The sequence below is a fragment of the Streptomyces sp. LaPpAH-108 genome (genome assembly GCF_000373625.1).
Lineage (GTDB): Bacteria > Actinomycetota > Actinomycetes > Streptomycetales > Streptomycetaceae > Streptomyces.
Map to the genome: position 1 here is coordinate 203,745 of NZ_KB891995.1, position 15,516 is coordinate 219,260.

Annotated in this window: 10 protein-coding genes; 8 read left to right on the forward strand and 2 right to left on the reverse strand. The window is 69.4% G+C overall.

Annotated elements, in window-relative coordinates; genetic code table 11:
- The first annotated feature begins 116 nt into the window (after positions 1-116).
- The gene (locus tag B079_RS0119980; protein ID WP_018547608.1) at positions 117-332 is read left to right on the forward strand and encodes a helix-turn-helix domain-containing protein; all 216 of its coding nucleotides are present in this window, start codon (positions 117-119) and stop codon (positions 330-332) included.
- 113 nt (positions 333-445) lie between these two features.
- Positions 446-880, forward strand: a complete 435-nt coding sequence (locus B079_RS0119985; protein ID WP_018547609.1) for a DUF2690 domain-containing protein — start codon at positions 446-448, stop codon at positions 878-880.
- Between the two features lie 105 nt (positions 881-985).
- Here B079_RS0119985 and B079_RS0119990 read toward each other — a convergent pair whose 3' ends face one another.
- Complete coding sequence (locus B079_RS0119990) at positions 986-3,649, reverse strand: transglycosylase domain-containing protein (RefSeq protein ID WP_018547610.1); 2,664 nt, start codon at positions 3,647-3,649, stop codon at positions 986-988.
- Between the two features lie 364 nt (positions 3,650-4,013).
- Here B079_RS0119990 and B079_RS0119995 point away from each other — a divergent pair, with 364 nt between their 5' ends.
- The 3 genes from B079_RS0119995 to B079_RS0120005 all read left to right on the forward strand — a co-directional run bounded on the left by B079_RS0119995 (position 4,014) and on the right by B079_RS0120005 (position 7,230).
- Positions 4,014-4,697 carry a PadR family transcriptional regulator gene (locus B079_RS0119995; protein WP_018547611.1) on the forward strand — a complete coding sequence of 228 codons (684 nt, stop codon included), beginning with the start codon at positions 4,014-4,016 and terminating at the stop codon, positions 4,695-4,697.
- A gap of 44 nt (positions 4,698-4,741) precedes the next feature.
- Positions 4,742-5,824, forward strand: coding sequence for an inositol-3-phosphate synthase (locus B079_RS0120000; protein WP_018547612.1), 1,083 nt, complete (start codon positions 4,742-4,744; stop codon positions 5,822-5,824).
- Between the two features lie 95 nt (positions 5,825-5,919).
- On the forward strand, positions 5,920-7,230 hold the full coding sequence (locus B079_RS0120005; RefSeq protein WP_018547613.1) for an MFS transporter: 1,311 nt from the start codon (positions 5,920-5,922) through the stop codon (positions 7,228-7,230).
- Positions 7,231-7,275: 45 nt separating this feature from the next.
- Here B079_RS0120005 and B079_RS0120010 read toward each other — a convergent pair whose 3' ends face one another.
- Positions 7,276-8,742, reverse strand: a complete 1,467-nt coding sequence (locus B079_RS0120010; RefSeq protein ID WP_037801714.1) for a CCA tRNA nucleotidyltransferase — start codon at positions 8,740-8,742, stop codon at positions 7,276-7,278.
- A 252-nt stretch (positions 8,743-8,994) separates the two neighbouring features.
- Between B079_RS0120010 and B079_RS0120015 the strand changes: the two genes are divergently transcribed.
- From B079_RS0120015 to B079_RS0120025, 3 genes are all read left to right on the forward strand, one after another.
- The gene (locus B079_RS0120015; protein WP_018547615.1) at positions 8,995-11,361 is read left to right on the forward strand and encodes a DUF6049 family protein; all 2,367 of its coding nucleotides are present in this window, start codon (positions 8,995-8,997) and stop codon (positions 11,359-11,361) included.
- A gap of 46 nt (positions 11,362-11,407) precedes the next feature.
- The gene (murJ, locus tag B079_RS0120020; RefSeq protein ID WP_018547616.1) at positions 11,408-13,666 is read left to right on the forward strand and encodes a murein biosynthesis integral membrane protein MurJ; all 2,259 of its coding nucleotides are present in this window, start codon (positions 11,408-11,410) and stop codon (positions 13,664-13,666) included.
- A gap of 117 nt (positions 13,667-13,783) precedes the next feature.
- The gene (locus B079_RS0120025) at positions 13,784-15,505 is read left to right on the forward strand and encodes a protein kinase family protein (RefSeq protein ID WP_026248874.1); all 1,722 of its coding nucleotides are present in this window, start codon (positions 13,784-13,786) and stop codon (positions 15,503-15,505) included.
- The last annotated feature ends 11 nt before the right edge of the window (positions 15,506-15,516 follow it).

The following is a 15,516-nucleotide window of genomic DNA, read 5'->3' on the forward strand; positions in this document are numbered from 1 at the left end:
CACTCCCTTTAGCCTATACGTGCAAATTATTAATCTTGCAGGCCCGTTAATTCGACCCTTAAGTTTGGGCCCGCCACAACGGGAGTGGGGGCGGCAGACCGGCCGAGGGGGAGGACATGCACAATCGGGTGTACGCCGATGAAATGGACCTGAAAATCCTCCGTCTGATGCGGCAGGGCCTGTCGGACCAGGCGATTGCCCAGCATGTGGCACTGGGCCACCGAACCGTCCAGCGCCGCGTGAACAGGCTCATGGAGCAGCTGGACGCCCGCGGTCGATTCACCCTCGGAATTCGCGTCAGCGAACTGGGATTGCTGGACGAAGCCGCCTGACACTCTCACCGTCCACACCCCGGCCGCCTCCTTCGGGTGCGCTTTCAGGGTGAGGCGGATTTCTCAGATGCGACCACTACGGAGGAAATATGAAAAAGAGTCTTCCCGCTAAGGTGTCCATACTTGTCGGCGCTGCTCTGACCGCCGTTCTGATCCCGATGGCGGGCAGCTCCTACGCCGCCTCGTCGTGTTCCGGCACGGGATGTGACTACAAGGGCCCCGTGACCTACGGCTGTGACGGCGACGGCGTCACGAAGAAGACGGTCTCCGACGGCATCATGAAGGCGGAGCTGCGCTGGTCCGCGAAGTGCTCGGCGGGATGGGTCCGCGGCAGCGACCCGTACCCGAACGACAACTACTGGAGCCACTACGCGGTGATCGAGAAGCACAGCTCGGAGAGCGGTCAGCCGCTGATCAGCTCGCAGACCGTGACCATCCCCGACGGTGGCTCGGACTGGTCCAACATGCTCGGCGGATCGAACTACTACTACCGCGTCTGCCTCCGTGACGGCGGCACGGGTGAAGTCGTGTGCAGCGGCTACTGGTAGAAAAACCCTCGGTACGCGAACGGGCCCCCGGAGATCTCTCCGGGGGCCCGTTCTTTTTCTCACCGATCCGTTGCCGCCGTCATCGAAACGGCGTCCCTTCTCGGGTCAGCCGTTCTGGTCACCACCGCCGAAGAAGCCTCCGTTGCCATTTCCTCTGGTGGTACCCGTCGTTTCCGAGAGAGTCGGACTCGGATCGGTTCCTCCGGGTCCGCCGTCGGTGCCTCCGTTGTCGGTGCCACCGCCGTTGCCGTTACCGCCGTTCTCGTTGCCACCGTCGCGGCAGCCGAAGAAGCCACAGGTGATGGTGGCCGACGGCGACGGCTCCAGCTCGGACTCGGTCGGCGACGGGCTCGGCGACGGGCTCTCGGTCGGGGTCTGTGTGACCGAGGGAGTGGGCGTGGGGCTCGGCTCGGCGTTGAGCGCCTTGCCGATCGGGACCGGGGTCGGGAACTTCTCGGCCGGCTGGCCCTTCAGCGCCTCGATCATGTAGTCGTGCCAGATCTCGGCGGGGAACGAGGCGCCGTGGATCTTCGCCTGGCCGCCGGTCCCGTACATCTTCAGGAACTTGCGGTCCTTGGGCTTCGCCTGGTCGTCCATCCGGAACATGCTGATCGCGGTGGACAGCTGGGGGGTGTACCCGACGAACCAGGCCGACTTGTTGAAGTCGGTGGTACCGGTCTTGCCGGCCACCTCGCGGCCCGGGAGCTGAGCGGCGGTACCGGTGCCCTTGTCGACGACGGTCTTCAGGACGTCGGTGACGTTGTCGGCCACCTCGGGGTCGAAAGCGTCCTTGGACTTGCCCTTGTGCTTGTAGAGGACCCCGTCCTTGCCGCTGACCTGAGACACCGAGTACGGGTCGCGCTGGGTGCCGCTGGCCGCGAAGGTCGCGTAGGCGCCGGCCATACGAATCGCGCTGGGGTCGGAGGTTCCGATGGAGAAGGACGGGAAGCTGGAGCTGGCCAGGCTGTTCTCAAGGACGCCCGCGTCCAGGGCGCTTTCCTTCACCTTGTCCAGACCGACGTCCATGCCCAGCTGGACGAAGGCGGAGTTCACGGAGAACTGCATGGCGTAGCGCAGGTCGATCTTGTAGTCGGGGGGGTTCCCCTCCGACTTGTCGCCGTCGTTGGTCTGGAGCCACTCCTTGCCCTTCCTGTCCGTCCAGACCTGCCCGCGGTAGTCGCGGATCTTGAGCTTGTTCTGTCCGCTGTACAGGCTCTTCGTCGAGGCGACGGTGCGTGCGTCCTGCGGTTGATTCTCAGGACCGTCCGGGTTCCGCACACCCCACTTCATCGCCGCCGCCAGCACGAACGGCTTGAACGTCGAGCCCACCTGGGCACCGGTGGCGTCCGCGTTGTTGGTGAAGTGCTTGGTCCAGTCCTCGCCGCCGTAAATGGCCCTGATAGCACCGGTCTTGGGCTCCACCGACGCCCCACCGAACTGGACGTACTTGTCGGTGGCCGGACGCTCCTTGGGCTTGATGTTCTCCTTGCGGACATCCGCGACGGCCTTCTCGAGCTGCTTGACCTTGTTCTTGTCGAAGGTCGTCCGGATCGTGTAGCCGCCCTTTTGAAGGTCGTCCGCGGTGATGTGCGTCTCGGCCTTGTGGGAGATCAGGTAGCCCTTGGCCAGGTCGACCAGATAGCCGATCTGCCCGCTCAGCTGACCGTTCGCGTGCGGGCTCTGGACCTTGGGGAGCTTCGTGTACTTGCTCCGCTCGGCCGCGCTCAGATGGTGGTACTCGACCATCTTGTCGAGCGTGTCCTGCATCTGCCGCGTGGCCCTGATGGTGTTGGCGGCCGAGGTGGCGGACGGGTCGATCGAGACCGCGCCCGCGGGGTCGTAGTACGTGGCGCCCTTGAGCATCGCCGCGAGGAACGCGCACTCGCCCGGATCGAGCTTGCTGGCGTCCTTGTTGAAGTACGCCCGGGAGGCGGCCTGGATTCCGTAGGCTCCGCGACCGAAGTACGCGGAGTTCAGGTAACCGGCCATGACCTCCGGCTTGGGGACCTTGGCGCCCACCTTGACGGCGACCAGGATCTCCTTGAACTTGCGGGAGATCGTCTGCGACTGGTCGTCCAGCATGGCGTTCTTGACGTACTGCTGGGTGATGGTGGAGCCACCCTGCGTCTGACCGCCCCGGGCCATGTTGAGGAAGGCGCGCGCGATGCCCTTGGGGTCGACACCGCTGTCGGTCTCGAAGGTCTTGTTCTCCTGGGAGATCACGGCATACCGCATCTCCTCGGGGATCTGGGCGTAGTTGAGGTTCTGCCGGTTGATCTCGCCACCGGTCGCGACCATCACGGAGCCGTCGGCCCACTCGAAGACGTTGTTCTGCGCCTTGGCGGTCTTCGCGATGTCCGGGATACCGACCATCGCGTAACCGATGCCCGCCACAGCCACCATGCTGCCGAAGCCGACCACGCAGGCGGTCGCGACGACCTTCCACGACGGCAGCCAGCGCTGCCAGCCGTCCTTGCCCGCGCGCGGGTAGTCGATGAATTTCGGGGAGGCGGGGGCGGCGGCACGGCCGCGGCCGCGCCCCGAACCCGCGTTGTCGGGACCTCGGCGGCGGCCTCCGCCGCCTCTCTGGGCCGCGCGGCGCGCCTCGGCACGGCTGCCGTAGGCAGGCTCGTCACCGTAGGAGTCGGCGGAGGGCCCGGCGGCGTCTCTCGGGGCCGCTCGGCGGCCGGAGGACGGGCCGGGCTGGCCGCGTCGGGCCGCGGCACGTCCGCCTCCCTGCGGCGGCGGTTTGCGACGGTGCTCGCTCATCGAACGATTACTCCTCGGGCAGGCGCACCCGTGCGCGCCTGGAAACAGCGGCTGGTTTCCGGTCCCCCCGAAGTACGGATGCGGTCGTTGCTGCATTCACCCGTACTGCACCGGGGACCACGACGCCCCACAAACGCCCCTTGGTTCCCGGTGGTGTGCATGGCGCACAGACTACGCACCGCCAAAACCTTCCGAGCCCTGAAGTTCACCCCAAATCAGGCAACTTGCCGCGTACGAATCAGTGATGTGATCCCGTTCACCATCTGCCCTCTTGTCCCATACCGGAGGCCGTTCTATCGTCGGGATGTATCGAGTCGATACATCAGCGCGAGATAAACACGCTGTGTGCCGAGAGGAGGCGCTCATGAGCCGGCGTTCCGGCATCCTTGAGTTCGCCGTACTCGGGCTGTTGCGCGAGTCTCCGATGCACGGCTACGAACTGCGCAAACGACTCAATACGTCCCTGGGCGTGTTCCGTGCCTTCAGCTACGGAACGCTGTACCCCTGCCTCAAGACGCTGGTCACGAACGGCTGGTTGATCGAGGAACCGGGCAACACCCGCGAAGACGCTCTGGCGGCTCCCCTCACCGGGCGCCGCGCGAAGATCGTCTACCGGCTGACGGCCGAAGGTAAGGAGCACTTCGAGGAGTTGCTCTCGCAGACCGGGCCGGACGCGTACGAGGACGAGCACTTCGCCGCGCGGTTCGCCTTCTTCGGGCAGACCTCGCGCGATGTGCGGATGCGCGTGCTGGAGGGCCGGCGCAGCCGCCTGGAGGAGCGTCTGGAGAAGATGCGCGCCTCCCTGGCACGCACGCGGGAGCGGCTCGACGACTACACGCTTGAGCTCCAGCGCCACGGAATGGAGTCCGTGGAGCGCGAGGTGCGCTGGCTGAACGAGCTCATCGAAAGCGAGCGGGCCGGGCGCGACCTGAAGAGGTCGGAGTCCGGGGAGTCCGCTCAGCAGGACACCACCACTGGATCGGCGGGCGGCCTGCCCCGTCCCAGGGATCTCCCGGGGACGGATACGCCCGACGACACCGCCACGTGAGGGCCCGCTCGGGGCCTCACTCGTACACACAGGGAGCAACCGGAATGGGTTCGGTTCGCGTAGCCGTCGTCGGTGTGGGCAACTGCGCCGCGTCGCTGGTGCAGGGAGTCGAGTACTACAAGGACGCCGACGCGGCGGCCAAGGTACCCGGCCTGATGCACGTGCAGTTCGGTGACTACCACGTGCGGGACATCGAGTTCGTCGCCGCGTTCGACGTGGACGCCAAGAAGGTCGGCCTCGACCTGTCGGACGCCATCGGCGCCTCCGAGAACAACACCATCAAGATCTGCGACGTGCCCACCACCGGTGTCACCGTCCAGCGCGGCCACACCCTCGACGGCCTCGGCAAGTACTACCGCGAGACCATCGAGGAGTCGGACGCCGAGCCGGTCGACGTCGTCCAGATCCTGAAGGACAAGCAGGTCGACGTCCTGGTCTGCTACCTCCCCGTGGGCTCCGAGGACGCCGCGAAGTTCTACGCCCAGTGCGCCATCGACGCCAAGGTCGCCTTCGTCAACGCCCTCCCCGTCTTCATCGCGGGCACCAAGGAGTGGGCGGACAAGTTCACCGAGGCGGGCGTCCCGATCGTCGGTGACGACATCAAGTCCCAGGTCGGCGCCACCATCACGCACCGCGTCATGGCGAAGCTGTTCGAGGACCGCGGTGTGATCCTGGACCGCACGATGCAGCTGAACGTCGGCGGCAACATGGACTTCAAGAACATGCTCGAGCGCGAGCGCCTGGAGTCCAAGAAGATCTCCAAGACGCAGGCCGTCACCTCCCAGATCCCCGACCGGGACCTCGGCGAGAAGAACGTCCACATCGGCCCGTCCGACTACGTGGCCTGGCTGGACGACCGCAAGTGGGCCTACGTCCGCCTCGAGGGCCGCGCCTTCGGTGACGTCCCACTGAACCTGGAGTACAAGCTCGAGGTCTGGGACTCCCCGAACTCGGCCGGTGTCATCATCGACGCCCTGCGCGCCGCGAAGATCGCCAAGGACCGCGGCATCGGCGGCCCGATCCTCTCCGCGTCCTCCTACTTCATGAAGTCCCCGCCGGTCCAGTACTTCGACGACGAGGCCCGCGAGAACGTCGAGAAGTTCATCCGCGGCGACGTCGAGCGCTAAAGGCGTTCCGCTCGCACGCGAAAGCTCCTGCCAGGGCGAGGAAGGTCCCCGGGGTCGTCTCCCGGGGACCTTCCGCATATGTGAGGCTGTCCCCCATGCCCGTCGCCCACGATCTGCACCGGTTGCTGCGGGTCCGGGACTTCCGGCGCCTGCTCGGTATCCGGCTGCTCTCCCAGGGCGCCGACGGTGTCTACCAGGTCGCCCTCGCCACCTACGTCGTCTTCTCGCCCGAACGGCAGACCTCGGCCGCGGCGATCGCCTCGGCGATGGCGGTGCTGCTGCTCCCGTACTCCCTGGTCGGGCCCTTCGCCGGGGTCCTGCTGGACCGCTGGCGACGCCGCCAGGTGTTCGTGTACGGCAACGCGTTGCGCGCTCTTCTGGCCGCCGCCACCGCCGTGCTGATGGTCACTCAGGCGCCCAGCTGGCTCTTCTACGCCTCGGCGCTGTGCGTCACGGCCGTGAACCGGTTCGTCCTCGCGGGCCTGTCCGCCGCGCTGCCGCGCGTGGTGGACGCCGACCGTCTGGTGCTGGCCAACTCGCTCTCCCCGACCGCCGGGACGCTCGCCGCGACGGCGGGCGGCGGACTCGCCTTCGTCATCCGTCTGGCGGGGCCGGACTCCGACGCCACCGTCGTCCTGACGGGCGCGGTCCTCTATCTCGGCGCGGGACTCACCGCCCTGAGCCTGGCGCCCGACCGGCTCGGCCCCGACCGGGCGCCGGTCCACCCCCGGCTGCGCGCGGCGCTCGCGGACACCGTGCGCGACCTGTTCGCGGCCGTCCGGTACCTCTCCGCTCCAGCCCGCCGGGACGCGGCCTGGGCGCTCACGTCGATGACCCTGATGCGCTTCTGCTACGGCGCGCTGCTCGTCCTGCTGCTCATGCTGTGCCGGTACGGCCTCGGCGCGACCCCACGGGAGGGCCTCGGCCTGCTCGGACTGGCGCTGGCGCTGTCGGGCGCGGGTTTCTTCGCGGCGGCCGTGATCACTCCCTGGGCGGCGGGACGGCTCGGCCCGGGACGCTGGATCGCGGTGTGCGCGGGCGGCGCCGCGGTGCTGGAGCCGTCGCTCGGTCTCCCTTTCGCCGCCGTCCCGCTGATGATCGCGGCCTTCGTGCTGGGCCTGACCACCCAGGGCGCCAAGATCGCCACGGACACGATCGTGCAGGCGTCCATCGAGGACGGCTTCCGGGGCCGGGTCTTCTCGGTCTACGACGTCCTCTTCAACATCGCCTTCGTCGGAGCCGCCGCGGTCGCGGCCCTGATCCTCCCAGCGGACGGACGCTCCCCGGCACTCGTGGTCATCGTCGCCTGCCTCTACGGCGCGGTCGCCGTGACGATGTACCGCGCCCCCTGGGGTCTGGACAGCGCGAAGGGCGGTGTTTCACGTGAAACACCGCCCCTGCGTTGAGCCTTGGAACCGCGTTTCACGTGAAACACGGCGCCGTGGCCCGCCTCAGTTCTGTCCGGCCCACCACTCCTTGAGGGACGCCACCGCCGCCTCGTGCTCCATCGGACCGTTCTCCAGCCGCAGCTCCAACAGGAACTTGTACGCCTGGCCGATGACGGGGCCCGGTCCGACGCCCAGGATCTCCATGATCTGGTTGCCGTCGAGGTCCGGGCGGATCGCGTCCAGCTCCTCCTGCTCCTGGAGCTGGGCGATGCGCTCCTCCAGGCCGTCGTAGGCCCGGGACAGCGCGGCGGCCCTGCGCTTGTTCCGCGTGGTGCAGTCGGAGCGGGTCAGCTTGTGCAGGCGTTCCAGCAGCGGGCCCGCGTCACGGACGTAGCGGCGCACGGCCGAGTCCGTCCATTCGCCGGTGCCGTAGCCATGGAAGCGCAGGTGCAGCTCGACGAGCTGGGAGACGTCCTTGATCAGCTCGTTCGAGTACTTCAGGGCCGTCATGCGCTTCTTGGTCATCTTCGCGCCGACCACCTCGTGGTGGTGGAAGGAGACCCGGCCGTCCTTCTCGAAGCGGCGCGTGCGCGGCTTGCCGATGTCGTGCAGCAGGGCGGCCAGCCGCAGCGTGAGGTCGGGGCCGTTCTCCTCCAGCGCGATCGCCTGCTCCAGCACGATCAGCGTGTGGTCGTAGACGTCCTTGTGGCGGTGGTGCTCGTCACGCTCCAGGCGCAGCGCCGGAAGCTCGGGCAGGACGTACTCGGCGAGGCCCGTGTCGACCAGGAGGGTCAGGCCCTTGCGCGGGTGGGCCGAGAGGATCAGCTTGTTCAGCTCGTCCCGGACCCGCTCGGCCGAGACGATCTCGATGCGTCCGGCCATCTCCGTCATCGCGGTGATCACACCGGGGTCCACCTCGAAGTCCAGCTGCGCGGCGAACCTGGCCGCCCGCATCATGCGCAGCGGGTCGTCCGAGAACGACTCCTCGGGCATGCCGGGGGTACGCAGCACGCGGGCCGCGAGGTCCTCCAGGCCGCCGTGCGGGTCGATGAACTCCTTCTCCGGCAGCGCGACGGCCATCGCGTTCACCGTGAAGTCGCGGCGGACGAGGTCCTCCTCGATGGAGTCGCCGTACGACACCTCGGGCTTGCGCGAGGTGCGGTCGTACGCCTCCGACCGGTAGGTGGTGATCTCGATCTGGAAGCGCCGGTCGGTGTCGCCGACCCGGGCGTCCTTCTGCGCGCCGACCGTGCCGAACGCGATCCCGACCTCCCATACGGCGTCCGCCCAGGGCCGGACGATCCGCAGGACGTCCTCGGGGCGCGCGTCGGTGGTGAAGTCCAGGTCGTTCCCGAGCCGGCCGAGCAGCGCGTCACGGACCGAGCCGCCCACCAGGGCGAGCGAGTACCCGGCCTCCTTGAAACGGCGGGCCAGGTCGTCGGCGACGGGAGCCACCCGCAGCAGCTCGCTCACCGCGCGCTGCTGCACCTGGCTCAGGGCAGCGGGAGTGTCTTCGTTGGGGTTCGGCACAACAGAAAAGGGTACGTGGCCCGGCCGACCGGCCGCGCCTCCTTAACCGGCGCCGACGCCGTCCGGCATACCCGCACAAGGAGCGGTTCTTGCGGCGTACGCCACTGCTGCCCTCGATAGTGGATATAGGGGACAGGCCGTCGCCGTACCCGATCTTGGGGAGCGGTCCGCGGCACTTCCCCTCAGCGGGCATCGTTACCATGCGGGGACGCACATTCCGACGACCACTGACGACGAGAGACGGGTTAGCGCGTGGCCGAGGCGGCAGACTTCCAGGGGACCAGTGCCTCACCTGCCCGCCGGTGGCTCCGGCGCACCGGGGCACTGCTCGTCGGCGCGCCGCTGGTGGCCGGGCTGCTCCAGCTCTCCGCCGCGTCGCCCGCGCAGGCCGCGCCGTCGGACTCGGTCTCCGTCGCACTGGACTCGCTCAGCCCCAGCGCGCCGACGGACGGCGACACGGTGACCGTGTCCGGCACCGTCACCAACAACGGCAAGCAGACCGTGACCGGCGCCCATGTCGGCGTGCGGGTGGGTCCGCTGCTGAACACGCGCTCGGCGGTCGACGCGATCGCCCGGAATCCGCACTCCCTGCAGGGCGGCACCGGGACCGAGGTCGGCGGCAAGTACACGGAGAAGTTCCCCAAGCTCATCCCGGGGATCGCCGAGCACTTCAGCATCTCCGTCCCGGTGGACAAGCTCGACCTCGGGGGCGACGGCGTCTACACGTTCGGGGTGGCCGTGTCCGGCCAGACCCCGGCACGCCCCTGGGACCAGGTGCTCGGCGTCGAGCGGACCTTCCTGCCCTGGCAGCCGTCGGAAGCCGAGACCACGACCAGGACCACGTTCCTGTGGCCGCTGATCTCCTCCGTCCGCATGACCGCGCGGACCGGTGCGGGCGAGTCGCAGACGCCGGTCTTCCGCGAAGACGAGCTGGCCAAGGAGATCGCGCCGGGCGGCCGTCTCGCGCAGATGGTGGAGCTGGGCAAGGACCTCGACATCACCTGGGTGATCGACCCCGACCTGCTGGCCTCCGTGGAGGCCATGGCGAAGGGCTACCGGATCGACGCGCCCGGGGACACGACCGCACCCGGTCCCCGCGAGCACCGGGAGATCGCCCGGCAGTGGCTGGCCGACCTCCAGAAGGCCGTCACCGGCGAGGAGGTCGTCGCGCTGCCCTTCGGCGACCCGGACCTGGCCTCGCTCGCCCACACCGGCACCAGCGTCACCGGCTCGCTCAGCCACCTCAAGGACGCGACCGACGTCGCCGCGACGACGGTGAAGACCGTGCTCCATGTCACGCCGAGCACCGACTTCGCCTGGCCCGTCGAGGGCGCCGTGGACCCGTCGATCATGAAGGTCGCCACCTCCGCGGGCGCGGACCGGGTGATCGCCCGCAGCGACAGCCTCCGGGAGAGCTCGGGCCTGTCCTACACGCCGTCGGCCGCCCGGCCGGTCGGCGGCGGCACCACGGCGGTGGTGGCCGACGCCCGGCTGTCCACCGTCTTCGAGGGCGATCTGACCCGGGCGGACACCTCCACGCTCGCCGTGCAGGAGTTCCTGGCCCAGAGCCTCGAGGTGAACGCGCAGACGGACAAGCAGCGCAGCATCGTGATCGCTCCGCAGCGGATGCCGACCGCGAGCCAGGCCCAGGCCATGGCCACGGCGCTGACGGCGCTCCAGAGCGGCACCTGGTCCGAGGCACAGGGACTGAGCGCGGCGGCCAAGGCCAAGCCCGACCCGAACGCCACCACGCGCATCCCGTCCACCTCCGCCTACCCCTCCTCGCTGCGCAAGCAGGAGCTGCCGAAGTCGGCCTTCGAGCAGATCGCGCGCACGCAGGACAAGCTGGACAACTTCCAGGTGATCCTCACGGACCAGTCCCGGGTGGTCACGCCGTTCGGGCGGGCCATAAACCGCGGGATGTCCACGTCGTGGCGGGGCCACCGCGCCGACGGGGACGACTTCCGGGGCGGTGTGGAGGGCTGGCTCGACGACCTCGCGGAGCAGGTCAAGCTGATCGACAAGTCGGAGACCAAGCTCTCCGGGCGCAGCGCGACCATCCCGGTCACCGTGCAGAACAACCTCGTGCAGCCCGTCGGCCACCTGTATCTGCGGCTCACCTCGACCATGCCGACCCGTCTGAAGATCGGCGGCAAGGCGTACTACGAGCAGCCCGTCGACGTCTCCGGCGGCCACAGCCAGTCCGTCAAGTTCACCACCTCCGCCAACGCCAACGGCCGCGTCGGCGTGCTCGCGCAGCTCTACACCGAGGACGGCCAGGAGTACGGCGACCCCGTCACCTTCGACGTGAAGGTCACCGAGGTCACGCCCACCGTGATGCTCGTCATCGGCGGCGGCGTGCTCCTGCTGGTGCTGGCCGGGTTCCGGATGTACACCCAGCGCAAGCGCGCGGCGGCCCGCCGCGCCGAGCAGGAGGCCGCGGCCGAGGAGAGCACCGACGGCGAGCCGGAGCAGCCCGGCACCCCCGAGGACCGGCCCACGGCGGAGTCCGATTCCCCCTCCGAGGCGGACACGCCGGACCAGCCGAGTGACCCTGCACCGGACACCGCACCGGAAAGCGCCGACCCGTCCGGCACGGGTGAGAGAGTGGACCGTTGAGCGATGTCGTGGCCGGTGTGGCCCGGGACGATGAGGTGGGGTAACCATGAACGCGCCGTACGACGGTGACCGTGGCCAGGGCGCCGCCGGCTCGGGCCACCCCGAGACCTCGCCCGAGCCGGGCCAGGTGCCGCCGCAGCCCGCGGCGGACATGTACCTCCAGGACGCCTACGACCAGGCCCCCTACCGGGAGCGCGAGCTGTCCGCCCAGGACCCGGTCGCCGAGGCGCTCTACGACCGCGCCGCGCACCCGCCGCCCCCGCCGGGCAGCCACGAGCGGCAGCAGCCGCTGTACGCCCAGCCCTCGCAGTCGCCGTACGCGCCCGACCCCCGTGTCTGGGCCAACACCCCGGCGCCCGAGCCGGACGGCGACGCCACCCAGCATCTGCCGTACGGCGACAACCCGCGCACGACCCAGTTCGTGGGGGTGGACGACCTGGTCTCGCACTCGGGCGAGGAGTACCACGAGCCGGACGCCTTCGCACATCTGCTGAAGGACCAGCAGCACGGCGGCGCGGCCACGGGCGCACGGACCGCCTCCGGGCCGTCGACGCCGGGCCAGGCCGGTCCGGGCGCCCCGCAGCCTCCCGTACCCGGGAACCGCACGCAGCCGCCCGCCCCGGTGCCCGGGCCCTCGGGGCCCGCCGAGACTCCCGCGGCCCCCGCCCCGGCCCCGGCCAAGAAGGGCGGCCTGCTCAGCTCCAGCGCCGTCATGGCGGCCGGCACGATGGTCTCCCGCCTCACCGGCTTCGTCCGCTCCGCGCTGATCGTCTCCGCGCTGGGTCTGGGCTTCCTCGGCGACTCCTTCCAGGTCGCCTACCAGCTGCCCACGATGATCTACATCCTCACCGTCGGCGGCGGCCTGAACTCCGTCTTCGTGCCCCAGCTGGTGCGGGCCATGAAGGAGGACGAGGACGGCGGCGAGGCCTTCGCCAACCGGCTGCTGACCCTCGTGATGGTGGCACTCGCCGTGCTCACAGGCGCCGCGCTGTTCGCCGCCCCGCTCCTGGTGCGCCTGCTGTCGGACTCGGTCGCGACCAACCCGGCGGCCAACGACGTGGCGGTCACCTTCACCCGCTACTTCCTGCCCTCGATCTTCTTCATGGGCATCCACGTGGTGATGGGTCAGATCCTCAACGCGCGCGGAAAGTTCGGCGCGATGATGTGGACCCCGGTGCTGAACAACATCGTCATCATCGTGACGCTCGGCACGTTCATCTGGGTCTACGGCACCTCGGCCAACTCCCACATGACCGTCTCCAACATCCCGCCGGAGGGCCAGCGGCTGCTCGGCATCGGTGTGCTGCTCGGTCTCGTGGTGCAGGCGCTGGCGATGATCCCCTACCTGCGGGAGACGGGCTTCCGTATCCGCCCGCGCTTCGACTGGAAGGGCCACGGCCTGGGCAAGGCCGCGATGCTCGCCAAGTGGACGGTCCTCTTCGTGCTCGCCAACCAGGCGGGCGCGATGATCGTCACGCAGCTCTCCACGGCCGCGGGCGAGGACTCGGACGCCAAGGGCACCGGCTTCGCCGCCTACGCCAACGCGCAGCTGATCTGGGGCCTGCCGCAGGCCATCATCACGGTGTCCCTGATGGCCGCGCTGCTGCCGCGCCTCTCGCGCTCGGCCGTCGAGGGCGACGCCGGCGCGGTCCGCGACGACATCTCGCAGGGCCTGCGGACGACGGCCGTGGCCATCGTGCCCATCGCCTTCGGCTTCCTGGCGCTCGGCATCCCGATGTGCACGCTGATCTTCGGCTCCTCGGGCACCGGCGCGGCCACCAACATGGGCTACATGCTGATGGCCTTCGGCCTCGGCCTGATCCCGTACTCGGTGCAGTACGTGGTCCTGCGCGCCTTCTACGCGTACGAGGACACCCGTACGCCCTTCTACAACACCGTCATCGTCGCGGTGGTCAACGCGGGCGCCTCGGCCCTCTGCTTCGTCCTGCTGCCGTCCCGCTGGGCGGTCGCGGGCATGGCCGCCGCGTACGGCCTCGCCTACGCCATCGGTGTCGGTGTCGCCTGGCGGCGGCTGCGCAAGCGCCTGGGCGGCGATCTGGACGGCTCCCGGGTGCTGCGGACCTACGCGCGGCTCGGCATCGCCTCGGTGCCGGCGGCCCTCCTCAGCGGTGCGGCCTGCTACGGCATCGGGCACACTCTGGGCCAGGGCGTGTTCGGTTCCTTCGTGGCGCTCGTGGTGGGTGGTGCGGTATTGCTTGGGATCTTCTTCGTCGCCGCGAGGAGGATGCGGATCGAGGAACTCAACTCGCTCGTGGGGATGGTCCGCGGGCGTCTGGGACGCTGAGGCGGGGTAGGCGCACAACCATCGTCCGCCGCCGCGTGTCGTGCATAGCGGCGGACTGTGGGCACAATTGGTTTCGGCGTCGGACAGCGTGCAACGGATGGGGAGGCAGGGACGACGGTGGCGGAACGGAGCACAGCTGCCGTCGACGTGGCAGACAACAGCGGCGAGCAGCCGCTGACCGCGAAGGCGGGCCAGTCCACGTCCGACGGGGCGGCCAAGAACCCGGAGCTGGACACGGACAGCGACGAGGCACAGGGGACCAGCGGAACGGAGGCCACCGGAACGGAGTCCGCACCCCCGGAACTGCACAGCGGTCACAAACTCGCCAGACGCTACCGTCTCGAGGAGTGCGTCACCCGTCTGGACGGATTCAGCAGCTGGCGTGCGGTCGACGAGAAACTTCGTCGCGCCGTCGGCGTGCACATCCTCCCGGCCGGGCACCCTCGCGCCCGTGCCGTCCTGGCCGCCGCGCGGGCGGCGGCACTGCTGGGCGATCCCCGGTTCGTCCAGGTCCTCGACGCGGTCGAGGAGAACGACCTCGTCTACGTCGTGCACGAGTGGCTGCCCGACGCCACCGAACTGACCGCGCTGCTCGCCACGGGACCGCTGGAGCCGCACGACGCCTACCAGATGGTCAGTCAGATCGCGTCCGCCATGGCCGCCGCGCACCGTGACGGCCTCGCCCATCTGCGGCTGAACCCCAACGCCGTGCTGCGCACCTCCACCGGGCAGTGGCGCATCCGCGGGCTGGCCGTGAACGCCGCGCTGCGCGGCATCACCTCCGACACCCCGCAGCGCACGGACACCGAGGCGATCGGCGCCCTGCTGTACGCGGCGCTGACGCAGCGCTGGCCGTACGAGAGCGACGCCTACGGCCTCACCGGGCTGCCCAAGGCCGTGGGCCTCGTCGCACCCGACCAGGTGCGTGCGGGAGTCCACCGGGGGCTGTCCGAGCTGGCGATGCGCGCGCTCGTCAACGACGGGGCCACCGCCTCCCGGCACGAGTCCGCGTGCACCACGCCGGAGGAACTGGTCAAGGCGATCGGCGAGATGCCCCGCATCCGCCCGCCGGAGCCCGCTTTCACGGCCCCGCCGGAGTATCAGCGCACCACGTACCAGCAGGGCACGTACGGGCGTCCTGCGGCCGGTCCCGGCGTCACCCAGCCGATCGCGCCGCCGCCCCCTCCGCTGCAGAGCCGTACCGGCAAGGCACTGAAGTGGGCGGTCTCCGCCCTCCTCATCGCCGCGCTCGGTCTCGGCAGCTGGCAGCTGGCGGACGCGTTGATGGGCCAGGGTGACAAGCCGAAGGACACCAACAACACCCAGACGCAGGACAGCGGCGACAAGAACGCGGCCAAGGCGGTGCCGAAGCCGATAAAGATCCAGGGAGCGCAGGAGTTCGTCGCCAAGGGCGACGCCCAGCACCCCGGTGACGTCAGCAAGACCTACGACGGCGACACGTCGACGTTCTGGCGGACCAAGTCCTTCAACGAAGGTCCCACGATCGCTCCCTACAAGCCCGGCGTCGGCATCATGTACGACCTCGGGTCGGACCAGAAGCTCGACGCGGCCAGCGTCGGGCTCCGCTACGGCGGCGACCACACCACGGTCGAGCTGTACGCGGCCGACTCCATGACCCCGCCGTCGCTGGACTCGATGAAGCGGATCGGCGACGTCACCACCTCGGGCACGACCGCCACGGTCAAGCCCGGCAAGTCGGTGAAGACGCGTTACGTCCTCGTGTGGCTGACCGCCGTGCCGATGTCCGGCTACGACGCGGCCTCGTACTCGAACGCGGGCTACAAGCAGGCCATCACCGAAGTCCGTTTCACGGGCTGACGTCTCGTCCG